Raw genomic sequence first — 23,819 nt, forward strand, 5'->3', positions numbered from 1 at the left:
TCCATGTAATGCGGCAATAGCAGGATAAATAGGTGATACAATTTCTTTTTGCCACTAGTCTATTTTTAAGCGCAGCCTTGTTATTTGTGATCCAGCCTATGGTAGCAAAAGCAATGTTGCCTCTCTATGGTGGTACACCGGCTGTTTGGTCAGTCTGTATGTTATTCTTTCAAGCGTTATTATTGTCGGCTTACGGTTACGCCTGGTTGCTTAGTCGTTTTGCTAATTGGCGGTTTGGGAGGTCATTGCATTTTGTAGTCGCGTTACTCAGTCTAATTGTTTTATTACAGCCCTTTATTCCTTCTGAGAGTGGTGCAGTACCTGAGTTTTCTATTTTAAAAGATTTAATCGGTCAATTAGGATTGCCATTATTAATCATTGGTGCTTCCGCGCCATTGTTACAATTTGCTTATAGTCAAACACGGGATAAATACGCCAATGATCCCTATTTTTTATATGTAGCTTCGAATGTAGGCAGTTTACTGGCATTAATCAGTTATCCATGGCTGATTGAATATGCTCTTGGCATAGAACAGCAATTTCACTATTGGCAATGTATGTTTGTTGTTTATTTGTTGTTTCTGGGGATTATCTTTTTTGCTATCCCTTACCAGCAATTAGAGTCAATAAAGAAGAAAAGCAACCTTGCCTGGCAATCTATTTTTCGTTGGGTAAGTTATAGTTTTGTTCCTTGTAGTTTAATGTTGGGTGTGACTTTTTATATATCGACTGATATTGCGGCAACCCCCTTGCTTTGGGTATTTCCTTTAGCACTGTATTTGTTGTCTTTCGTCATCACTTTTGCCAGAAAGCCACTGATTTCTCATGCCTGGGTGGAGCGCTATACCTTGTTGGCTGTCATTTTCCCTGTGCTTGTATTTATCGTTGGTGCCAGTTTGTTGCAAGCCTGGCAATTAATTATTTTCCATTTAGTCAGCTTTTTTATGTTTGCTTTATTGTGTCATGGCGAATTAGTAAGGATGCGGCCGCCAGCTAGTCAATTGACAAGTTTTTATTTTTGCCTTGCCTTGGGTGGCGTATTAGCAGGTTTGTTTAATGGTTTGCTGGCACCAAGAATTTTTAATGATGCCTATGAATATCCTTTGATTTTTCTGCTAGCACTCTTTTGTTTGCCTCTATCCAAATCTACCCGTTTAGGTTGGATGCCTTTTATTGTTCTTGTCCTATTAATGCTTAATTATTGTTTGCCGAATCAACCGTGGGTTTTATGGCTTAAGAAATATCACCTGGCTGAGATTCTAGCCTTAGCTTGTATTATTATTTGGCCAAAAAATAGAATCACTTTGTTTGTGGGCATGAGTATTTTATTCGTTTTTTTATTTTCCCCTTGGTTTAAACCAACAAAAATTTTAAGCCAACAACGCAATTTTTATGGTGTGAAACAAATTGTTTCCCAGTTTGGAGCACATGTTTTAATGAGTCAGAATACGGTGCATGGTTTTCAACTGGAAGGAGCGCAAGGGCCTGGGAATGGGGCTATGGCTTATTACGGTCCCATGTTACCCGTCGTGCGGCATTTACAAGAAACCTATCAGCCGTTGCGGGCTACTATATTAGGTTTGGGAACAGGCATGATGGCTTGCCAGTTTCACAAAGAGGATCAGGTTGACATCATTGATATTGATGAGCAAGTACTTGAGATAGCAAAAAATAGTCTTTTCTTTACCTATTTACGGGATTGTCCACCGAGGGTTTCCTTAGTAGAAGGCGATGGCCGTTTGATATTGCAGAGTAAAGATAACCTTGCAGAACTACTGGTTGTGGATGCTTTTTCTTCGGATGCCATTCCGACCCATTTACTAACCCTGGAAGCATTCAAGCTTTACCAGCAAAAAATTATCGCTGATGGGGTTATTTTGGTAAATATCAGTAATCGCCATCTGAATCTACTGCCTGTACTGACCGCAGCCGGGCGTGAACTTGAATTGCTGGTGTTGCACAAAGGGCATGCTGGCAATAATAAGTTAGGCCAATTTCAATCAGAATGGGTCTTGCTTACAGCAAATCAACCGTTGTCAATTTATTTAATGCGTAGTCACGGGTGGCGTTTTGTTGCGAAAAGAGAGAGTCAATTATGGACCGATGATTACTCTAATTTAATCCCTTTACTCAAATGGTAACGCTGGGAGTAACTGAGAGGAATGGCATAGAAGAAACGCTCAAGCAAGGTGTTAGTGCTTGCTTAAGAATTCATCGACTACTTGTTTTAGAGGCTAATTGACTATTTAATCTTCATTATAAGGAAAGAGGCTATAAAATTAACCGTGAAACCTGGTTAAACTTCAGCCAGGTTTCCTTTGGTTTCCAGCCAAGCTTTACGGTCGGAAGCCCGCTTTTTGGCCAGCATCATATCCATCATGGCTACGGTAGTCTCTTCATCCTCAAGAGTGAGTTGTACCAGACGTCTGGTATTGGGATCCATCGTGGTTTCACGCAATTGCATAGGGTTCATTTCACCTAAGCCTTTGAAGCGCTGAACGTTAATCTTCGCTTTCGTGGTTTGAGACAGTTGCGTGATAATGGCTTGCTTTTCCTCGTCATCCAACGCGTAATGCACTATTTTACCGGCGTCAATTCGATACAAAGGTGGCATGGCAACAAAGACATGGCCTGCCTGAACAAGTGGTTTGAAGTGGCGTAAGAAGAGTGCACAGAGGAGTGTAGCAATATGCGCACCGTCTGAATCAGCGTCAGCAAGAATACAAAGCTTCCCATAGCGCAGACCGGCCAAATCAGTGGAACCCGGATCAACGCCAATAGCAACGGAAATATCATGAATTTCCTGTGAAGCTAATACTTCATTGGATTCTACCTCCCAGGAGTTTAAGATTTTTCCTCGTAGAGGCAGAATAGCCTGAAAATCTTTGTTACGAGCTTGTTTAGCGGAACCGCCTGCTGAATCCCCTTCAACCAGGAATAATTCTGCCTGGCTTAAATCTTGTTGCAGACAATCGGCTAGTTTTCCTGGTAAGGCTGGACCCTGGTTGACGCGCTTACGGGCAACTTGCTTGGCTTGACGTAGACGTTTTTGAGCGCGCTCAATGGCAAAGGCCGCAATCATTTCCCCCTGGCTACGATGCTGGTTAAGCCAAAGAGAAAAAGCATCTTTTACCACGTTGCTGACAAAGGCCGCTGTTTGTCTGGAGCTTAAACGTTCCTTCGTCTGGCCGGCGAACTGCGGCTCTTTCATTTTCACTGACAGTACATATTGGCATGGTTCCCAGAGATCGTCTGCGGTTAATTTCACCCCGCGTGGTAACAAATTACGTAATTCACAAAAAGCAGCCAAGGCATCATACAGGCCTGCTCGAAGGCCATTAACGTGAGTACCACCTTGTGCAGTAGGAATGAGATTCACATAACTTTCATTTAAATTACTGTTGCCCGATGTGGCTGACCAGACCAAAGCCCAATCCACAGTTGCTTCTTCACTGGCAAATTCGCCGGTAAAGGGCTCGTCAGGAAAGTAATCATTGTTTAAGGATTGTAATAGATAATCGGCCAGGCCTTTCTCATAGCACCAATGAGTTTGTTCATTCGTGGCCTTGTTATTGAAGGTCATGGACAAGCCTGGGCAAAGAACCGCTTTGGCACGCAGAACATGGGTAAGTTGTTTAACAGAGATTTTTGTCGTATCAAAATAGTGAGCATTGGGCCAGAAACGGATAATGGTTCCCGTATCTCTTTTTTTGGTTACTCCAAGTTCATTAAGTTCTTCTAACTTGTCGCCATTGGCAAAACACATACCATAAATAATGCCGTTGCGCTTGATGATAACTTCCACCCGTTCAGAGAGGGCATTAACGACAGACACCCCTACACCATGCAATCCACCAGAAAAGCTGTAATTTTTATCGGAAAATTTACCACCAGCATGCAGGCGCGTCATAATGACTTCGACACCACTTAAGCCTAATTGCGGGTGTAAATCAACGGGCATACCACGGCCATTGTCTTCCACTTCGATGGAGCCATCTTCATGCAGCGTGACGATGATCTGATTGGCAAAGCCAGCAATGACTTCATCGACGCTATTGTCGATCACTTCTTGTGCTAAATGATTGGGTCTGGTTGTGTCAGTGTACATGCCAGGGCGGCGTTGTACCGGTTCAAGACCGCTTAACACCTCTATTGCTTCAGCTGTGTAATTTTCAGACATGGATAATCACTTATGTGTAAAAAATACCTTTAGTTTAACACGAAAAACGGTGTTTCGTTTAAGTATATATTAAATTCAATTTGGTTTTTTATTATTCAATTATGACGGGGGGAAATTTATCGGCATAATTTAAGGGTTTTCTAGCTAAAATAGCCGCTGTTTTTATGGCTGTTTTGATAAAAGCGTTTGCTAATTCATCATCACCATGAGCAGCAATAGGGAGACCTTCATCGCATTGACTACGAATACGACTGTCCAGAGGCAGCTGACCTAATAACGTTGTTTGGAAATTTTCACTCAGTGTTTGTCCGCCACCCATCCCAAAAATGGCTTCCTGATGACCACATTGACTGCAGATATGTAAAGACATATTTTCCACCAAGCCAAGAACGTCAATGCCGGTTTTAGCAAACATTTTTATGGCTTTTTGTGCGTCGAGAGTAGCCACATTTTGTGGGGTTGTTACTACAACTGCTCCGGTTAAAGGTATTTTTTGCACCAAACTTAATTGAATATCACCGGTTCCGGGAGGTAAATCGATAAATAAATAATCCAATTCGTCCCAGAGAGTAATATCCAGCATTTGTAAGAGTGATTTTGCCAGCATAGGGCCGCGCCAGATTAGGGCCTGCTCATTATCGGTGAGATAGCCAATGGACATAGCCTGTATACCGTGTGCAGCGGCCGGTAAATAATGGTCGCCACTGATTTCTACGGGTTTGGTTTTCCCAAGCATTAAGGGAATACTGGGCCCATAAATATCAGCATCAAGAATACCGACTCTCGCTCCGGCGCGCGCCAAAGCAACTGCCAGATTGACGGCAACTGTTGATTTTCCTACGCCGCCTTTGCCTGAGGCAACAGCAATAGTGTTCTTAACACCACGTAATCCTTTACCAGCTAATTGAGTACGATGGGCTCTAACAAAAAAATCCACTGCGATCCGAATTTGATAGTTTGGCAAGGCCTCTTGCAAGAGCTCGCTAAGGTGGGGTTTTAGGCTGCTTTCTAACAATTGGGTTGGGAAACCTGCTGCCAAGGTTAAATCAATTCGATTATTTTCTATAGTCAGCCTGGGTTGTATACCCAATTCAGGTATTGTCAAACCTAGTGTCTTGTCAGAGGTAGTTGTCAGGATGTCAACTATGATTTTTTCTACATTCATCGCCGTTTAACCCACTTTTCATTGAGTTGGCATGATAGCCTACGATTTCAAGTTCGGGAAGCTCATTGATCAATAGACCTTGTCTATAAACTCAAACTGCGGTCACCCTCCCACGTGCAGGCAGCTAACTATCGGGTTTACCACCAGCCTGCCTTACTAATGAGTAATAATATCTTAAAGGCAATTGCGCAGAGTACCTTAAGTATTCTTATCGATGGTAATACTTGTCGATGGCATGTTTTCAAGATCGTTCATTAAGGTTCTTAATAAATTTTCCGTTGTTGTATCTAATCCAAAGATGCGAGTAGTCAACCCTCTGCTGCTTTTAAATGTTCTCAGGTTCGTTTGAATCAGCTCAATGCCTTCATGTGGGGATTTTGCTTTTAGATCTTGCAATAATTTTTCCAGTCTTTCTGCTTTCTTTGTGGTTTCGTCTTTATGAAATACACTTTTATGCGCTGCTGCATATAATTTATCTGCATACTCATACACTGTTTTGTACGTGTTCAGGTTAGCTATTTCAGATTGATATTTTTTCGTAAGCATCCATCCATCTATAATGTCTTGGCGTAATTGTTCGGTTGCAAAAAAATCAAAGCGATTTGGGTTCCATAACATCGTGGGTTTAAAACCATTCCTAATTAACTCTTTGTTGAGAACAAGCATCACCAAAGTTCGACAATTGCCGTCAATAAAAGGATGTAGTCGTTCTATTTTTTGAACTAATTCAATAATGACATCCAATTTTTTTTGATCACCAGACACATGCTTTCGTTTTTCTTCATATTGAAGAAGATAGGATTTAATTTTCTCCTCAATGACTTTGTGAGTCATGCTGGGCGAAACGAACTTACATTTTGTATTTTTTATTTTATCTTCTAAAAAATCTAAAACTTCTTCCAGTGCTTGTTTCTTATCCTCTTTTTTTTCATATTGTGCTAGGGCTTCCTTTAGTACATCTACACTGCTATTACTCAAGATCTCAAATTTATTTTCATTTCCATTGGCAATCACTTCTTGTAAAAATTCTCGCAACCCCTCTCTTGAAACATTCGCTTCGTCGCCACCCGTAGTATTAAGTTTTAACCAAAAACCACTTACGTCATTCGATCGAAAACGATCAAAGCGATCGAATTCTTCCAAGTTTGTTTTGCTTACACCCTCTAAAGCAGTTCTATATAATTGCAGGATAAGGTGTGGGGTGAGCGTCTTGTGCAAGTTGTTATTGAGTAACTGATGTGCCTTAAGCATGGCAGCCATATAACCTGGTTCTTCCACATCAAATAACAGAGACCCTTTTTGTTTGCCCTCTTTAGTAAGTTGGCGATAATAGTCAATATAAAATCGCCATATTTCATCAGCGAATAGTTTGGCGTATTCATAATTCGCACTTGCTCTAGGCATGTGACAACCTCAGATTCATTGTTTCCTTATTATAGTTCATCGGGTTTATTGCTCTAATTTCTAGCAATCACAGGCGATTTTAAACAGATTACGCAGCAAGGCAGTGGATTGGGGGGAGCAGGTCTTGTTCTATGCAAACAGGCATAATCTGCCCCGATCCTGAAATCTAGCAGTCAATTTGATCTAATAGTTCAATCTGTTCATTAAGATTCATAATCTGATTCTGCCAGTACACAGGCGTATTAAACCATGGAAAACTCAAAGGGAATGCGGGATCAGCCCAGCGTTTTGCGAGCCATCCTGGATAATGCAGCATGCGTAATGTGCGTAATACCTCGATTAGATGACGTTCACGCGGGTTAAAATCATGAAACTCACAATAACCCTGTAAAATCTTTGTCAGTTGCATATCCATTTGCTGGGGTTCACCTGAAAGCAACATCCAAATATCCTGTATCGCAGGACCCATGAGGCAATCGTCAAAGTCCACAATATGAGGCCCGGATTCGCTCCATAACACATTTCCTGCATGGCAATCACCATGCAAGCGGATTTGATCAACTGGACCTATGTTGTTCAATATCTGATTGATTTTTTGTAAGGCTGTTTCGACTGTGTTACAAAAATTAGGTTTTAAATAATCCGGAATAAAGTCTTGTTCAATGAGAAATTCATAGGGATCATGGCCGTAACTTTGACTGGTTAATTGGATGCGATGCCGAAATCTTTGACACGCCCCGACTCGATGTAATCGCCCCAAAAAGCGCCCCATCCATTCCAATTGCTCGCTATTATCCAATTCCAGTGCGCGGCCGCCACGTCTGGGAAAGAGTGCGAATTTGAAATCATCATGATGGTGTAAGGTTTGATTATTTATAATTAAGGGAGCAACGATGGGAATTTCCTGTTCTGCTAATTCAAGTGCGAACTGATGCTCCTCTAAAATAGCGGCCGAACTCCAGCGATGAGGCCTATAAAATTTAGCGATGAGAGGTTCAGCATCTTCTATCCCTATTTGATAAACGCGGTTTTCGTAGCTATTGAGCGCGAGTAGGCTGCCTGTGCAAATAAAACCCAGGCTTTCAAGTGCATCTAAAATGACATGAGGATCAAGTCGCTCATAAGGTGTTTGATTGTTGTGATTCAAATGGGGATCCAGAGGGTAAGCAGGTGAGTGCATTATACCGATTGTTTGCAGCAAACGTAGGTTAATAGACTAGAAGACAGGTCTTTCTTTTTATGAAGGGTTTGGGGGCAAGTTCTTGAGCCAAGTGATTTGAGTGCATTGCTATGGTTGGCAGATCCGATTGGTGGGAAACAGTCTATAGCTATTGCTCAACATCAGAGGCATAACCCCCTAAAACCCAAATAATTACAGCCTGTTTATTGATTGTCGATAAAAAAGCACTCCTGCCATTGAAATATGAACTAGAAATGAAACTGTTAGGGACGATCCGATTGCTAATTGAATGGCTTTATTAATAAACTCTAAATTCGAATTATTCCATTTCATTGCCCCAGGAAGATAAGCATTATGCGTAAAATAACAACACTCCTGTTTTGCCTCCTGTATTCTTTTTCTCTTTATGCTGCTTGGGAACCCCGTATTGAACAAGTAAAGCACCATTTTGTTCCTGAATTGAGTAACCAGGTATTTCGTGATCAAATTATTAAATTTATTCGGGCAGCAGCCATAGCACAAAACACAGAAACGTCACAATCTAAACTGAATGATTTGGATGCCACATGGAGTAACCCTTACCAAAAAATGGATTGGAGTGTAAAAATTACTGTATACCATCAAGGAAACACGGTGGGAAAGGGGTGTGCTAATGGAGCGCGGTTAACGGATACGTTAAAGAAGGCAACGGCTTTGGCACTGGGTCACCAAGCTGCTGATAAATTGACCTCAGAGCAGCTTAAGCAATACCGTTTTAAAGTTGATTTTGATTATTATCCAGCAAAAATTTATTCCTTTATTGAATACAATGATCAGGGACTTGAGTTGGTTGGCAGCCGTGTTGCAGTGAGACGGTTAGATACCAAGGTAGTTGCGCAGCAAATAAAAAACAGTGAACACTATTTGTTAGAAACAATGCATCCACAATTGCATGGTTTTTTTAAGTTTTATGATGCACGTGACGACAAACAAGAAAGTTTATTGCGGACCATTTATTCTTCATCCAGTTTATATACGCTGTTGAAACTTTATGCTTTAAACAAAAATCCACAGCTACAGCAGAAATTTAAATCCATCGCTGATTTTATTCTATCGAATCAGGTCACGGAGGGGCCTAATGCCGGTGGTTTTTATTATGGTTTTGATCCCAATACGAATCAGAAAACCTGTGTGGTTGTCGTGGGCACGACTTCGAAAACCATTTTTACCTTGTTGGAGCTTGCTCAGCTCTACCACGATGAACCAAAGTATTTACAGTCAGCCAAAAAAGCAGGGGATTGGTTGTTGACGATGGTAGAACAGGATGGCAGGGTAAAACCAATTGCTCGCTGTGATCACGGTGGTTGGCAATATAATGAAAAACAATCATTTCTGTATTCTGGGCAAGTCTTATCTGCTTTATCGAGACTTTACGCAGTGACACAAGATAAACGTTACTATCAGGGAGCAGCCAGGATTGCCAATCGTTTTGTCGATTTGGTGAAGACTCAAGGCCCTTTAGTCGGTGATAATTATCGCCCGGCAAATTCTATCTCTACAAGTTGGGTGATGATGTCTTTGATTGATTTTGCCAAGATAGATAATGCCCTTGTTTACCGGGATACGATCCAACATGTTGGCAGCAAAATTCTATCTCGCCAGATTACTAATAGGGATGATCTCTATAATAACGGTCGCTATCTCGATGCGATGTCAGCCAGTGGGAATGGCTGGATTAATGAAGTCATGGGCGTGTTTTACGAGTTTTGTAACTCAAATCATTTGGCGAATTGCCAACAGTATAAACAGGCTATTATTTTATCAAGTCGTTGGTTATTACAAAATGCTTACACCAAGGAAAACACTTACAATGTGAAAAATCCTGCCCGAGCGATAGGCGGTTTTATTACCAACTTTAGAACACAAACAGTTCGTACCGATGCTGTTTGTCATGGGGTCAATAGCCTAATCAGCTTATTGGCAATTGCAGGGCCGCAAGAACAGATTTTACTGGAGTTGCCTGAGCGGCCGCTGTCGGAGGTGTTGCCTTTATTACGTAATGGTAATGGGTTTATGTAATTAGGGAATGATTAATCGGGTGGTGCGAGTCAGCATTCACGGGGTATGTTATGTTAAAAACCAAGGCCGCTTTAATAAAGCGGCTCCTGCTGTAAAAATTCATTGACATTGTGTTTGACGACTTCTTTAAAGCAATTCGTCTGCGCAAACACGTTTCTTTGCCGTTCAGAACTGGTGCCACGAGTTAGAATGGTTTGCAAGGTTGAAAAATAATGCTGGTAATGAAGCTGTTTAATATAAGGTTGTAGTTTTTCAATCCATTCTTCCAAGTCATCTCTCATTAACTTTATTTTGCCATCGGTATTCATGACCAATTCGGCATCCAAACCATATCGAATGGCTCGCCATTTATTTTCCCGTGATAGCCAGTAAGGTGGATAGGCTACTGATTCAAGCCAACTGCCATTATCACTAAACCAGTGAGCGAGAGTGTGGATAAAGGCAACAATGGCAAGCGTTTCAGACAGCGTGGCTGCGCCATCACAAACTCGAATTTCCAGCGTGCCAAAGCCAGGGCTTGGTCGCAGATCCCACCATAAATCTTTCAGTGATTTTATCGAGCCACAGGATTTTAGTGTCTTGTAAAGATGTTCGAAATCTTGCCATTTTCGCACCTGATAAGGTTGTCCAGCCGTTGGCAATGATTCATAAGTAGTCGGTCGGCAAGATGATAATCCGGTATCAATCCCTTGCCAAAAAGGGGAGCTTGAAGAGAGTGCTAGCAAGTGAGGTAAAAAATACATAAAAAAATTATTAAAACGAATGCAATCTTCGCCACTGGACATACCCAAATGGACGTGTAAACCAAAAACACTCATGCGACGGGTAAGCCACTGGTTGCGATCGATTAACTCTTGATAGCGAGCAGTCGGAGAAATTATCCAGTCGGAATATTTGGAGAAGGGGTGGGAACCTGTGGTTGCAAGTAAAAGGTTTAGTTCTCTCGCGACAGGTTGTAAGTCAGTTATTGTTTGGTAGAGATCATCTTCAACCTGCTGTACGGAATGGCATTTATCCGTGTTAATTTCTATGGTGCTCAAATAAAATTCCGGTTTCACTTTTTCCAGGGGGGTAGTGGCTTCTAATACCTCTTCTGCACGTGAGCATAAATTATAATTGGTGGCGTCAATGAGTTGTAATTCAACTTCTACTCCTAAAGTAAGAATACCATTGCTGCGAAAATAAATTTCGTTTTCTTCCGCTGAGGCTAACGTGGTTGGTGAAGCAGGGGATTCGAACTCGGGAAATGTTAATAAGGATTCATAGCGTTGATTTTTCATCAGTTAATCCTTCTTTTTATTATTAATTATTTTGATTTAAAACAACCAGGGATCATGAATTTTTCAATTCAGATTTGTTAGGGACAACTTGTCTGTCCTTACTATATTTACAAAGGCTCCTACAGTTGTATGGAATAGTTGAGTACAATAGATGTTCTATTAAAAATCTATAACTGTTGAAATGATTAGTACACAAACTATTTTTTCATACTAATAGTTTAGGCGGCTCATTTCAACCCTGGGTTACTTAGAAGACTTATTCATGAACAATTTTGATAATAATGCATTAGAAAAAATTCAGGTCGATGCACAATCTGAGCAGCGATCAAAAATGATCATGCTTTCCTTGCGTAAAGTGATGCAACAGATGGATCATCACTCCAGACGTTTAAATAAATGTTATGGGCTTACTGTACCTCAAATTATATGTCTTTATGAGATTTATGAAAAAGGCATCATGACGCTTTCAGCACTGTCAAAGCGAGTTTATTTAGCTACCAGTACGTTGGTGGGTGTTATCGATCGTTTGGAAGAAAAGGGTTTTGTTAATCGCACTAGAGATTCGAAGGATCGCCGTATTATTTTTATCGATATCACCAATAAAGGAAAAGAATTTGTTTGTTCTTCCCCCTATCTTCTCCATAATCGCCTGAATGAAAATTTACAGACTTTAGCTAAGGAGGAGCAAATAGCACTGGCTAATTCTGTGGATTTATTAGTTAATATATTAAAAGAATTATAAGTATCGACTGAGGCCAGGGTAATCAAAATTGCTCTCGTTTGTTAACTGAATAAGCAGTTAGTTAACTTGAAGACGCGATATAAACTAATGACTCAAATTGATTTGCAGATAAGGGTTCACTAAATAGAAACCCTTGTCCATAATGACATCCATGGTCTATTAGGAATTTTAATTGACTCTCTGTGGTGATTCCTTCAGCGATCACTTTTTTTTGTAGTTTTTTGGCCAGCTGGATAATGATTTCAATAATGATTGCAGAATTACTTTCATGCTCAATATTCATCACAAATGATTTATCAATCTTTAAGGTGCTAATCGGTAAGTTTTTCAAACGCGTTAACGAGGAATGCCCGGTGCCAAAATCATCAAGTGCTAGGTTAAGGCCATTTTTCTCTAAAGCGATTATGTTTTTTTCAACACCCACTCGATTTTCTAATAAAGCAGTTTCAGTTAATTCCAGGTTGAGTAGGTTTGGATTAATGTGATGTTTTCTTAAAGTAGACTTTATTTTCCGTATAAAATTGGAATTGGACAATTGAATCGGAGATACGTTGATCGAAAATTGCAGGGGCTTTTGATATTTATGATTCCAAATTTCAATTTGCTTACAAGCGTTTTCTAATACCCAGTTACCCAGAGGAATCATCATTCCCAGTTTTTCTGCAATACTAATAAATTCTTGGGGGATAATTTTTCCCAAAAGCTTATTTTTCCAACGCAAAAGCACTTCACCGCCAATGATTTTTTTGGTCAGTAAATGATAGATAGGTTGATAGCTAAGATAAAATTCATTTTTCTTAAGGGCGACGCGTAACTGAGTTGCTATCTCCAACTCATGGGAATATATTTTCGATAAATTTTTTGTATAGAATGTATAGGTATTTTTACCTGATGTTTTAGCGCGATACATGGCAGTATCAGCATTTTTTAATAGGTCATGATACGTAGTGCCATCCGATGGATAGATAGCAATACCGATACTGGCTCCAGTATAAAGTTGTTTACCCTTGATACGGAATGGTCTATTCAAGATAGTAATTAATTTATGTGCTACCAGATTAGCTTCATTTTGTGAGTTAATTTCTGTAAGAATGATCCCAAATTCGTCGCCACCTAATCGGGCACAATAATCACTCATTCGTATGGATTTTTTTAAGCGTATGGCAACTGCTTTAATTAACGCATCTCCCACATCATGTCCTATCGAATCATTAACGGATTTAAAGTTGTCTAAGTCTAGATATAACAGAGTAAATTTATAATCATAACGTTTGGCATTTTCTATCATTTTATTGGTGGTTTCTTCAAAAGCCCGCCTATTCAGTAAAAAAGTGAGAGGGTCATAGGTCGATAGCTGTTCAAATTTCTCTTTCTGTTGTCGTAATTCTTTTTGACTTTCAAGCGCAAAATCATAACTAGAAAGATAACTTAATATCAGTGCGAAAAAGGGAATTAAATAGATTAATAATTGTATTAATAGCGCACTAAGATAAACGGTATCGTAAATATGCGTTGAACCAAAGATCATATAGCAAGATATAACAATTTGAGCGATAGCAATATAAAAAATAGAATGAGTTAATAGAGAGAATTTTTTCTTAATGAGTCGGGGATAAATAGCGAAAATCAAATACAGATAGAGACATAAATTGATTAAACCAAATGGGTGTATGATGGTGTTTTCTGAATGGATAATTTCAGGCAGTCTTTCTACTTCTTTAAGCCAATGCATACAGTAATAATTACTGGCAAGAATAAACAGGCTTGTTAAAATTAATAAACTTAATACTAAATATCGTTGCTTTAATTTTTTTAATAAGCAACCGCTTAAGCCTACTAGTAATAATAGTCCTGCGCCAATATTTGAAAGAACCCAAACATAGGCATGTAAATTTTCAACATTTTTACTTAATGGGGATACCCATTCGTTAGCCAGGGTAAATGCAGTATTGAAGTAAGCTGCAAATAAATAAGCGAAACCTAGACTAAGCGCTACATTATCTTTTGTTAATTGATAATGGGTGAATGCCAGTAAGGTGATGAGGGTCGCAATAATTGAAATAGACCAATAATAGAGAGCATGATAAATAATGATTGATTGACTCGACCAGTCAGGAACTGCTAATTTAAAGCCAAATAATATCCCCAATGTCGGTAATATAATTACCATTAGGATAAAGATTACAAACAATTTAGGCATTGTTATTAATATGCCATTATTATATGAATTCTTAGTCATCCAATAACTCGAATATATCCATACCCGTGTGTTGATCAAATTATTAAAATGCTATTTAAATATAGATAATACTGCTATCTAAAACAACGCCTATTACCCCGGCAATCACTTTTTAGTCAGGTATGTGTAATATCTGATCACAAAGGCAGTCATTTATTAATCAGGAACTACAATCCTTCTTCTTTTATAGTATTCGTCGTAGATTTTCCAGAGGCTCATTTAATGGTAAGCACGGTTTATTCAGTAGATGACAGGGCTAAGTGGCCAGTATAGTCCCATTGTACCCAATGACCGCTAGCTAGGTAATAGAGTCCGCATTTAATGGGTTCGTTCCTTAGTCTGGCCAAAAGACGAGCGTACTCATTCACTTGTTGTTGGTGATTTTTTTGGGCTTCCATTTGTTCACTGCCGGTTTTGAAATCAATGATCCAACGACATCCTTGAGCGATAAAGGTTCTGTCAATAATTCTGGTGCTAACCGTTCCTTGTTCGCTAACCAGTAATTCGTATTCATTTTTTTCCTCTGCATGAGGTTGTATTAACCATTGGCCAATTGGATCTTTAAACAAATGGGCTATTTGTTGTTGTAGTATTGCATAAACGTTGTCTTGTTCTGCCGTATCCAAACCTAAACTTTTAAGTTGATTCATGACAAGTGGCCAAGGTAGATTTTCATCGGTGCTTGGGTGGTGATCACAAATCCATTGCAGCAATTCGTGGGCAACTATTCCCAGTTGGCGTGCATTACTATCTGCTGGCAAAAGAGTCGTTGCCGGTATTTTGGAGAAAGATATCGATGGCAAGTCCGCATAGAAAGCGAAAGGCAGTCGATAAAGTTCGGGTAATTTTTCGGAAGGCATAATCGGTTGCAATCTTTCTGCCTGAGTAAGAAATTCTTCGTGTTTTAGAAAGCTGCGAAAAGTTCCTTGGCTTTCTTTTTCACTATTATCAAAGAGGAAAAGTCTTTTTTTAGCCCGTGTAACTGCAACATAAAGTAAACGCTGTAATTCATAACTATTTTTTTCGCTATCCAGTTTACCCAGATAATCATAAAGCAAGCACTGTTCTCGATGCGCAGCTTTTATAGGGGAAACTAGTAATAGTTCGCCATGTTTTTTACTGGGTAATTTTAACCAGCGTAATAAAGGATTATCCTGGTTTCTTGCTTTAGAACCTAAGCCTGGCAAAATAACACAATCAAATTCCAGTCCTTTGGATTTATGAATAGTCATCACCTGTAAACGGGAAGGAGTGGTACGTTGAGAATATAAGCGATTAAATTCGTTGTTAAAATAATCCCACTCAGGTAATTGACCGTTGGGAGTACACCGATCAATCAAGCGCCAGAATTGCTCCAGGTCGGCTTGCTCGGTAGCAGTTAAAATTTTATCGCCGTGTAGTTGTCGGAAAGACTGTGCTATCCAGCCAGAGAATGATTGTTGATGGCGGCAAGCTAAAGCCTCTTGCAACACGGTATAAACAAAACGAGCCCGTGTACGTCCTTCCTCGCTAAGTCTAACGATGTGGTCTAACTGTGACAAAGCATGATAAATGGATTTTTTCTTATCAAAATTGGCCAGCAAATGAAGATCAGCCAAAGATAATCCGGCACAGGGACTTCTCAGTAATGCCAGCCAGGCTAGCCGATTCGCTGGTCTGAGCAAGGCTTGGGTTAATGACCAAAGATCGCGGAGATGAGGAAGCTTGGCTAATAGCTCAATCTCTACACCCTGAAAGCTAATTTGTTGTTCGCGCAATAGCTGCATGATATCAGTGAGCTGGTTACGTGAACGCACCAGAATAGCAATGTCACTGTTGGGATTGGCCTCCAATTCGTCAACAATGCATTTAATTAAAGCGTGGGCTTCTTGCTGGCGATCTGGAAATTGCTGGGCTTTGACGTAACTGTTTCCATCAGCAGGCAGAACATTGGTTGATGGATGAAAGGAAACGGCCCCCGACTCCATATCATCGAGTTGCGGAAAAATAGTGCGGAATTGGTGATTGACCCAATCTACCAGGGTTGCGGTAGAGCGAAAATTACAACACAATTCCAACGGTGTTAATTGGACAGGGCCTATTCCCTGTTGTTTTGCTTTGAGAAAAAGTCCCACTTCTGCTTGACGAAAACGGTAAATGGATTGCATGGGATCACCCACTATAAAGAGAGTTTTACCATCATCAGGCTGCCAACCGTAGACTAATTTTGTCAGCAATTGAAACTGCTGAATAGAGGTATCTTGAAATTCATCGACTAATAAATGGTGAATAGCGTTATCAAGAAAAAGTGTTAAATCTGTAGGATTTTCCTCATCACCGAGCGCAAGCAGAGCCTGCTGCGAAATGGCAGCAAAATCGACCTCATTTTGTTCACTGAAGATCAAATGCAAATGCCCGACTAATATAGGAAGTAAAGTGAATAGCGCTTGCAATACCTCCCATTGTTCAGGGTCATAGTGAGGGGCAGGTAAGTGTTGTACTCGGACTAAGGCGTCAAGAAAATCAGGTGCATTGTCCAGTTGGCTGAGTATTGCCTTACTATTTTCTTTTAGATGATTATAGAGCGCATCGTCGCAAATTCCACGTTTTAACCCGACATGATGATCAAAACTTTTTCTTAAATGACCTTGAGAGGTTAAAAGCAATGCAGCCAGATTGGCCACCAGGTCTCTATCTAATTGCGCGAAGCTATGCCAGTTACGGAGTGAATAGCGGGGGGAGTCCGGGTTTGTTTCAAGACTGGCGAATTGACGAACAAGCTGGCATAAATCGTCCTGGCAATTGACCGGTGTGCTTTGTTTAAAACGGGTTAACTCGTGCTGTTCAATAAAGAGAAGCATTTGCTCATAGTTTGTTTGACTTTGATCACGAGCAGAGTATAAAGAGGCTAACCATTGATCCCGGTTAGCCAGTAATTCACTCAATAATTCTAAAAATTTGTCTTGACGATTATCCAAATGCTGTAACAAACATTTTAAGGGTTGATGTAAATTGATATCACTAAGTGCATGCGCGAAGCAGGCTCTTGCCGCAGCTTGATAATGGCGCTCCGGGTATTCACTGATTTGTGCATAGGGAACTTGTTTTTCTTGCAGAGGGATTGCCTGACAGAGAGTCTGACATAATGAATCAATAGTAATAATTCGTAAACGCCCTGGCTGTTGTAGAAGTTGCCAGCCTCGTTCTGCACAGCGATTGAGTGCTTCAGCAGCATAGCTGTAGGTTTGTTGTTGGTGTGCAGAGGCGGGAGTAAGACCAGAAGCAGCTTGCTGTAAAGCCAATATAATACGCTCTCGCATTTCACTGGCTGCTTTGCGCGTAAAGGTCAGAGCAACGATTTGTTCAGGCTCGTTGACGTGTCCTAATAATCTCAAATAACGTTGAGTCAGTATTTCGGTTTTACCAGAACCGGCCGGTGCTTGTACAATAAAAGACCGGCGAGGATCGGTAGCTTGTAGACGTTGTTGGCTATCCTTAAGCATGTGAGTATTAGTCCCAAATAATTTCTTGCGCTGGTGCTCTGAGATTATAGTTGGAACTCATACAATGACCATAGGCACCGGCATTGGCAATGAGTATCACATCATTTTCCCGAGTCTCTGGTAGCAATCGGTCGTAACCTAAGGTATCCCCTGATTCGCAGATGGGGCCAACGATATGTGCAAAACCCGTTTTTTCCTGGTGCAGGCGACTCAAATTGACAATTTCATGATAGGCACCATAAAGTGAGGGTCGCATCAGTGAATTCATTCCTGTTTCAATGCCAATAAATCGGACTTTACCTTTTTCTTTGCACTGGGTTACTTTCGCGAGGAGCACGCCGCTTTCAGCGACAAAGAAACGCCCAGGCTCCAACCAAAATTTCAAATGAGCAAAACGGGTTTTTACTGCCATTAGGGAAGCATCCAAGGCTGCCAAGTCTAAAGGCTGTTGTCCAGGCTTTTCAACGATGCCCAGTCCGCCGCCCAGATTAATGACAGCTAAGTCTGGGAACTGCTCGGCCAATGCTGTAAGCATTAGCGCGGTCTGCTGCCAAAGTTCGGGAGTTAAAATACCGCTGCCGGAGTGAGCATGTAACCCCATGACTTTAACATGGTGTTGGGCAACCAATTGAATGACCTGAGTGAGATCATGCTGCGGTATGCCAAATTTGGATTCATTGCCGCCTGTACAAACATACTTATGATGTCCTGCACCGCAGCCTGGATCTATACGTAATAAAATGCGTTTTTCAACGAAGAGTTCCGGCCAATTTTCCAAAGGATATAGATTATCGACGGTGACGTGACAACCTAGTGAAAGTGCGTATTCATACTCTGCTTTTGCAGCGAAATTGGGCGTAAAGAGGAGTCTTTCTTTATCGATTTGAGGAAATAAGTTCAAGACATGTTCCAACTCATCTATTGAGACGCATTCAAAGCCAATCCCCTTGTGATAAAGTGTCTGCAAGATAGCGGGATGTGGGTTTGCTTTAATCGCGTAATAGAGTTGATCAATCGATTTTAAGCTTAATAATTCATCGGCTTTATTGGCCTGAGTTGGACTATGGTAGACATAACAAGGCGAGTTGTTTGCTGCGATTGTCAGCAATTTCTGGCGTTCATTTTCCCACCAAGGTGTTTTCTTCAATGCGGGTTTGCCGAATTCTTCCTGCCAACTTTTTGAATAATAGAAACTTTGCGGGTTATTTTCAATCAGTAGACTATGCAGTTTCTGGCATAATTTGTCAGCCTGTGATTCATCAACAACAAAGGTTAAATTCAAATCATTCGAAGCCAGGGACATGAGGTAAACTTGCTGCGCATCGAATACTTCAAGGGTTGGTCCTAATTGGGGTAGGACGGTACGGATATGATGGCCAACAAGACTAACCGCGCTACAGGGTTCAATCAATTTAGCACGGCCGAAACGATTCAAATCGGCGAGCAACGCATCCAATGCCCGACGGTCACGTAATTTGGCATTACTATCCAATGAAAGCGTGACGTTAAACTCTGAGGAAGAGAGTAGATCCACTGAAAAACCATGCGTTTTAAATGCTGCAAAGACATCAGCCAGGAAACCCACTTGTTGCCACATATTAAGCGTATCAATGGAAATCAGGATAACACTATGCTTGACCTGAATGGATTTTATGGGGGGAGCATTATCATCACTTTCTTTAGAAATCCGCGTGCCTGAATGGTCTGGCATGCGAGTGAATTTGACCACCATAGGGATTCCTGCCCGGCGTACGGGAGGTAAACAATTGGGATGCAAAACTTTTGCACCCATCGAGGCAATTTCCTGGGCTTCATCATAATTCAATTGTTTTAATAGGCGTGCATGCGGCAATTGATGAGGATTGGCTGTATAGATCCCGGGAACATCAGTCCATATTTCACAAGCATTGGCTTGCAGGATAGCGGCCAATAAAGCGGCTGAGGTATCGGAGCCTCCACGACCAAGCAATACCGTTTCTCCTTGTGGATTGGCCGCAAAAAATCCTTGTGTAATAACAGCCGCTGCGCCACTGGCAAGCAGTTTTTTACTGAGCTCTGGATTAGCTTCACTATTGCATCTTGCTGCAAGGTAATTGACAGCATCGCCGCCAGGAATTGCTGTAGAAATTAAGGCTTCACGGACATCGAACCACAGACAATTAATTTCTCTTTGTTGCAGAAATGCATGCCCTAAACGAGTCATCATTAACTCGCCCAGGCTTAAAATTTGTGCCCGTGTTTTTGCCGGTGCTTCTTTAAGAAGGGCAATACCAGTCAACCATTGATGCAATTGTTCCAGCTCAGTAGTAATCAGTTCCGGAGACACTTGCAAGGCTTGGGCTAATTCCATATGGCCGTGGCGAATCTCTGCTTCAATAGTTTGGTGCTGGTTTAATAAAGCAGCATTGATGGCTTGCTCTAATTTATTTGAAATTTGCGTAAGGGCTGAACACACAATAACCGGTTGTACGCCATTGGCAATATGTTGTTTAGTAATGGCTGCTATATTTTCCCAGGTTTGAAGAGAAGAAACACTGGTACCACCAAATTTCGTAACGACTTGTTGCATGATTATGCCCGTGCAAAAAAAGAACACATTAACATGGACTGATGAATAGATACAAGCAGAAGGCTGCAACAAAATGGCAATTAATTCCCAATGTGATTTTAATAATTACACCTTGGATTTATCATGACTATTTTAATGATTTTATTAGGAAATTTTTTCTCTAATCGTTTGAAAACCGTTTCAATTCATTTATCATCAGTCTTTTGCAAACATCTCGGGATGCATTTTAACGTTAAGGAGTGTGGAGTGAAGAGCATGCAAAAACCCATGAGAACAATCGTCAGCGCAGCTGTCGTTGCGATGATGGCAAGTACTATTGCCAACGCGGGGAGCTTTTCCCTGTACACAGAAAGTACTGCTTCGGCAGTAGGGAATTATGCTGCGGGTGTGGCAGCAGAAGCAGCTGATGCGTCAACTGGCTGGTACAACCCGGCAGGTCTGGCACTCATTCGGCAGCAACAAGTGGTTGTTGGTGCTGTAGGCGTATTTCCATCCTCTGAATTAACGGGTACCAGTACTTTCAGAACGGTAGGTCTTCCTCCTTTTGGCCAAACGTTTAGTGGAATCCAGGGAGCTAAAGATGCCGTAGTCCCTTCTTTTCATTACGCCTTGCCTTTAGGTGAAAATGCAACCTTTGGTTTAAGTATCGTTTCACCATTTGGTTTGGTTACTGACTGGGATAAAACCAGCCAGGTTCGTTATGGTGCTACGATCAGCGAATTGATTACTACCAATGTCTCTCCTGAAATTGGTGGTAAACTGACTGAGAATCTTGCTCTGGGTGGTGGTATTGATTTCCAATATGCGCGAGTTAAATTTAATCGCATCCTGGGTGAGCCCGCCTTAATGCAAGCGTTTGGTTTCCCACCAAGTTTTGTGGACTCAATGAGTTATAACAAGGGCGACTCGTTTGGTATCGGTTTCCACGCTGGTGTGTTAACTATGTTTAATGATAACCACACTCGCATTGGTTTAAATTACCAATCACAGATGAAGCATAAATTTAATGGATACAGCCGTTTGGGTGGTCGTTATGCGTCACCTGGGTTTAACGTTATAAACCCGGTTTCAGTAGCAACGGCAACTCCAAATAACACGATATGGAATAATAATTTATCCAGTAATGACATCGATCTTCCGGAAATTGTTACCTTAAGTGCGTATCAAGATGTTAATGAGAAATTAGCTCTCTTAGGTTCAGTGGTTTATACTGGCTGGCATTCCCTAAGAACTATTCAACTCAATAACGCGCTAACTTCCGCGCCAGTCGTTGGTGTGGTCAAGGTTATTTCTGCTTCTATTGAAGATTATGACAATGCCTGGCGTTTTGCACTCGGGGCTAATTACCATGTGAATGAGCAGTTAATGTTGCGTGTTGGCGGTGGTTATGATCAGACTCCAACCACTAACCTGCATCGTAGCATCCGTATCCCCGACTCTGATCGATGGGCATTATCTATTGGTGCACATTATCAATTAAAGCCAGAAATTGGTGTTGATGTAGGGTATACACACCTCTTTGCTACCGGTGATCGTCGAATCAACAGAACTGATGCTGTTAGTTCGTTCAGTACTTACAATATTAATGCTGATATTGATGCACACGCAGATTTGGTTGGTATTCAAGCTGTCTGGACTATTGATAAGCCAGTTCCGGTTGCTACAAAGTAAAGAGTATAAAGCTCAAAAAGCCACGCAACGCGTGGCTTTTTTATTTTAATCCTTAGTGATAGTCGCTTCGCCTGGGCCATTCACTTTTATAGTATACCCATTAGCGCGAATTTCCGTAGGTGTTATAACACCTGACTCGATGTTCAAATTTAACCAACCTAGGTTTACTGGGTTTGAAGTATTCGTTGCCATTTTAATTAATGCGCCGCAATTGCCTCCTACAATGTGTCCGAAGCAAATCATTCTGACTACTGCCCAATGTACTTTACCATCGCTATTCGCTTTAGTAGGTTGATGGGAGTCAATAGTTCCATCAATATAGGCGTTTGACTCGACATTGGTTCTGTTATGGATAATCAAATAAGTAGGACTTGCAAAAACTGCGCTGGTTGCGAGACTTAACGCTGCAACAGTCAAACCTTTGAACAATCGATTCATATCTTTACTCCGTAATTAAAAATTGGTTTGTTTCAAGCGGTCAGGAATCAATAGGCCGCTCTTTTTATTATTATTACCATCGTTTACAACGAATCCTTGCGGGTTTTACTATAGGGTAATGCTTGGTTAGTGACAACCCTTTATCAGACTTCTTTTGAAACTCTACTGCATTGGCGCATCGCTTCGTCGAACCGGTGCTCGAATCCTCATGTACTGAGGTGTACACTGCGGTTCTGCGCGCCGTCTCTCCTCGCGCTGCCCTCACTGCAGCGAGTTTCGCAAGAAGTTATTTTTATACGCTACTGCATTGGCGCATCGCTTCGTCGAACCGGTGCTCGCATCCTCATGTACTCACGTGACACTGTGGTTCTGCGCGCCGTCTCTCCTCGCGCTGCTCTCACTGCAGCGAACTTCAAAAGAAGTCTATTTTTTGTTTAATATGCGAGCAATGTCTTTGGCAAAATAGGAAATAATTAAATTTGCCCCAGCGCGCTTAATAGCAAGCAAACTCTCGATCATGGCTTGCTCTTCATTAATTAAACCTTGAGCTGCTGCATTTTTTAGCATGGAATATTCACCACTGACTTGATAGGCGGCCAAAGGAATTTCAGGATAATGTTGTTTGAGTCGAAAAATGACATCGAGATAGTTCATTGCCGGTTTAACCATCAATAAATCAGCCCCTTCCTCCAAATCAAGAGCGGCTTCTCGTATGGCTTCATGGCCATTAGCCGGATTCATTTGATAGGTTTTTCTATCGCCAAACTGAGGTGCTCCTTGCGCTGCCTCGCGGAATGGGCCATAGAAACTTGAGCTGTATTTAACTGCATAACTTAGGATTGCTGTATCAAGATGACCCGCTTCATCCAAAGCCTGGCGAATCGCTGTTACCATGCCATCTGTCATGCTGCTTGGAGCTACCCAGTCGGCCCCGGCATCGGCATGGCTAACTGCCTGCTGGCTTAATGAGGTCAAGGTTGCATCGTTATCTATCTGCTCACCCTGTAAAATACCGCAATGACCATGACTGGTGTACTCACAAAAACAGACATCGGTAATAATCAAAATCTCCTTATTGACATCGCGGATAGTACGTATGGCTTGTTGAATAATGCCGTCCGCCATGAGAGAAGCACTGCCTTGCGCATCTTTATGTGCTGGAATACCAAAGAGTAATACCGCAGGAACGCCCAGGGCTGAGAGCTCTTCAATTTCTTGCGGTAAGCAATTGAGTGTTAATTGAAATTGCCCAGGCATCGATTTAATTTCCTTTTTCTCAGTGATAGTTTCACTGATGAATAAAGGAGCGATGAATTGTTGAGGGTGTAAATGCGTTTCCTGTAGCATGGCCCGCACAGCCGGGTTGCGGCGCATTCGCTTTAAACGTAGGGGAAGTTGATAATTGGTCATC

Annotated in this window: 14 protein-coding genes; 4 read left to right on the top strand and 10 right to left on the bottom strand. The window is 41.3% G+C overall.

Annotated features, from left to right (window positions below):
• Nucleotides 1-32 precede the first annotated feature (32 nt).
• Complete coding sequence (locus ACN4Z1_RS05290; RefSeq protein ID WP_419388051.1) at nucleotides 33-2,141, top strand: spermidine synthase; 2,109 nt, start codon at nucleotides 33-35, stop codon at nucleotides 2,139-2,141.
• Nucleotides 2,142-2,296: 155 nt separating this feature from the next.
• Here ACN4Z1_RS05290 and parE read toward each other — a convergent pair whose 3' ends face one another.
• The 4 genes from parE to ACN4Z1_RS05310 all read right to left on the bottom strand — a co-directional run bounded on the left by parE (nucleotide 2,297) and on the right by ACN4Z1_RS05310 (nucleotide 7,896).
• Nucleotides 2,297-4,180, bottom strand: coding sequence for a DNA topoisomerase IV subunit B (gene parE / locus ACN4Z1_RS05295; protein ID WP_228364375.1), 1,884 nt, complete (start codon nucleotides 4,178-4,180; stop codon nucleotides 2,297-2,299).
• Nucleotides 4,181-4,271: 91 nt separating this feature from the next.
• Nucleotides 4,272-5,345 (bottom strand): iron-sulfur cluster carrier protein ApbC, encoded by a 1,074-nt coding sequence (apbC, locus tag ACN4Z1_RS05300; protein WP_228364374.1) that lies wholly within the window; start codon nucleotides 5,343-5,345, stop codon nucleotides 4,272-4,274.
• Between the two features lie 198 nt (nucleotides 5,346-5,543).
• Nucleotides 5,544-6,749 carry a Fic family protein gene (locus ACN4Z1_RS05305; RefSeq protein ID WP_419388050.1) on the bottom strand — a complete coding sequence of 402 codons (1,206 nt, stop codon included), beginning with the start codon at nucleotides 6,747-6,749 and terminating at the stop codon, nucleotides 5,544-5,546.
• A 166-nt stretch (nucleotides 6,750-6,915) separates the two neighbouring features.
• Nucleotides 6,916-7,896 carry a serine/threonine protein kinase gene (locus tag ACN4Z1_RS05310; RefSeq protein ID WP_419388049.1) on the bottom strand — a complete coding sequence of 327 codons (981 nt, stop codon included), beginning with the start codon at nucleotides 7,894-7,896 and terminating at the stop codon, nucleotides 6,916-6,918.
• A gap of 387 nt (nucleotides 7,897-8,283) precedes the next feature.
• Between ACN4Z1_RS05310 and ACN4Z1_RS05315 the strand changes: the two genes are divergently transcribed.
• On the top strand, nucleotides 8,284-9,987 hold the full coding sequence (locus tag ACN4Z1_RS05315) for a glycoside hydrolase family 76 protein (protein ID WP_228364371.1): 1,704 nt from the start codon (nucleotides 8,284-8,286) through the stop codon (nucleotides 9,985-9,987).
• Between the two features lie 71 nt (nucleotides 9,988-10,058).
• On the opposite strand, the gene ACN4Z1_RS05320 is transcribed toward ACN4Z1_RS05315, so the two are convergent.
• Nucleotides 10,059-11,267, bottom strand: a complete 1,209-nt coding sequence (locus tag ACN4Z1_RS05320; RefSeq protein ID WP_228364370.1) for a carboxylate-amine ligase — start codon at nucleotides 11,265-11,267, stop codon at nucleotides 10,059-10,061.
• Nucleotides 11,268-11,529: 262 nt separating this feature from the next.
• On the opposite strand from ACN4Z1_RS05320, the gene ACN4Z1_RS05325 reads away from it, so the two are divergent.
• Nucleotides 11,530-12,009: a MarR family winged helix-turn-helix transcriptional regulator gene (locus tag ACN4Z1_RS05325; protein ID WP_419388048.1), complete on the top strand. Its 480-nt coding sequence runs from the start codon at nucleotides 11,530-11,532 to the stop codon at nucleotides 12,007-12,009.
• A 61-nt stretch (nucleotides 12,010-12,070) separates the two neighbouring features.
• On the opposite strand, the gene ACN4Z1_RS05330 is transcribed toward ACN4Z1_RS05325, so the two are convergent.
• From ACN4Z1_RS05330 to ACN4Z1_RS05340, 3 genes are all read right to left on the bottom strand, one after another.
• Nucleotides 12,071-14,209, bottom strand: a complete 2,139-nt coding sequence (locus ACN4Z1_RS05330; RefSeq protein ID WP_419388047.1) for a putative bifunctional diguanylate cyclase/phosphodiesterase — start codon at nucleotides 14,207-14,209, stop codon at nucleotides 12,071-12,073.
• Nucleotides 14,210-14,484: 275 nt separating this feature from the next.
• Nucleotides 14,485-17,730: a UvrD-helicase domain-containing protein gene (locus tag ACN4Z1_RS05335; protein WP_419388046.1), complete on the bottom strand. Its 3,246-nt coding sequence runs from the start codon at nucleotides 17,728-17,730 to the stop codon at nucleotides 14,485-14,487.
• Between the two features lie 7 nt (nucleotides 17,731-17,737).
• Nucleotides 17,738-20,299 (bottom strand): bifunctional aspartate kinase/diaminopimelate decarboxylase, encoded by a 2,562-nt coding sequence (locus tag ACN4Z1_RS05340; protein ID WP_419388045.1) that lies wholly within the window; start codon nucleotides 20,297-20,299, stop codon nucleotides 17,738-17,740.
• A gap of 219 nt (nucleotides 20,300-20,518) precedes the next feature.
• Here ACN4Z1_RS05340 and ACN4Z1_RS05345 point away from each other — a divergent pair, with 219 nt between their 5' ends.
• Nucleotides 20,519-21,970 (top strand): OmpP1/FadL family transporter, encoded by a 1,452-nt coding sequence (locus tag ACN4Z1_RS05345; protein ID WP_419388074.1) that lies wholly within the window; start codon nucleotides 20,519-20,521, stop codon nucleotides 21,968-21,970.
• A gap of 45 nt (nucleotides 21,971-22,015) precedes the next feature.
• Here the strand turns inward: ACN4Z1_RS05345 and ACN4Z1_RS05350 are convergent, their stop codons facing one another.
• Both ACN4Z1_RS05350 and hemB read right to left on the bottom strand, forming a co-directional pair.
• Nucleotides 22,016-22,408, bottom strand: coding sequence for a hypothetical protein (locus ACN4Z1_RS05350; protein WP_228364365.1), 393 nt, complete (start codon nucleotides 22,406-22,408; stop codon nucleotides 22,016-22,018).
• Nucleotides 22,409-22,831: 423 nt separating this feature from the next.
• A complete protein-coding gene (hemB, locus tag ACN4Z1_RS05355; protein WP_419386331.1) occupies nucleotides 22,832-23,818 on the bottom strand; it encodes a porphobilinogen synthase in 987 nt (328 codons plus the stop codon).
• Nucleotide 23,819 lies beyond the last annotated feature (1 nt).

Origin of the sequence: Legionella sp. ST3F1 (assembly GCF_048553315.1) — a bacterium.
GTDB lineage: Bacteria > Pseudomonadota > Gammaproteobacteria > Legionellales > Legionellaceae > Tatlockia > Tatlockia donaldsonii.

Excerpts from the sequence above, each read along its gene's own strand:
- parE (WP_228364375.1), bottom strand. The coding sequence starts at position 4,180 with ATGTCTGAAAATTACACAGCTGAAGCAATAGAGGTGTTAAGCGGTCTT.
- apbC (WP_228364374.1), bottom strand. The coding sequence starts at position 5,345 with ATGAATGTAGAAAAAATCATAGTTGACATCCTGACAACTACCTCTGAC.
- ACN4Z1_RS05305 (WP_419388050.1), bottom strand. The coding sequence starts at position 6,749 with ATGCCTAGAGCAAGTGCGAATTATGAATACGCCAAACTATTCGCTGAT.
- ACN4Z1_RS05315 (WP_228364371.1), top strand. The coding sequence starts at position 8,284 with ATGCGTAAAATAACAACACTCCTGTTTTGCCTCCTGTATTCTTTTTCT.
- ACN4Z1_RS05320 (WP_228364370.1), bottom strand. The coding sequence starts at position 11,267 with ATGAAAAATCAACGCTATGAATCCTTATTAACATTTCCCGAGTTCGAA.
- ACN4Z1_RS05325 (WP_419388048.1), top strand. The coding sequence starts at position 11,530 with ATGAACAATTTTGATAATAATGCATTAGAAAAAATTCAGGTCGATGCA.
- ACN4Z1_RS05330 (WP_419388047.1), bottom strand. The coding sequence starts at position 14,209 with ATGCCTAAATTGTTTGTAATCTTTATCCTAATGGTAATTATATTACCG.
- ACN4Z1_RS05335 (WP_419388046.1), bottom strand. The coding sequence starts at position 17,730 with ATGCTTAAGGATAGCCAACAACGTCTACAAGCTACCGATCCTCGCCGG.
- ACN4Z1_RS05340 (WP_419388045.1), bottom strand. The coding sequence starts at position 20,299 with ATGCAACAAGTCGTTACGAAATTTGGTGGTACCAGTGTTTCTTCTCTT.
- ACN4Z1_RS05345 (WP_419388074.1), top strand. The coding sequence starts at position 20,519 with ATGCATTTTAACGTTAAGGAGTGTGGAGTGAAGAGCATGCAAAAACCC.
- ACN4Z1_RS05350 (WP_228364365.1), bottom strand. The coding sequence starts at position 22,408 with ATGAATCGATTGTTCAAAGGTTTGACTGTTGCAGCGTTAAGTCTCGCA.
- hemB (WP_419386331.1), bottom strand. The coding sequence starts at position 23,818 with ATGACCAATTATCAACTTCCCCTACGTTTAAAGCGAATGCGCCGCAAC.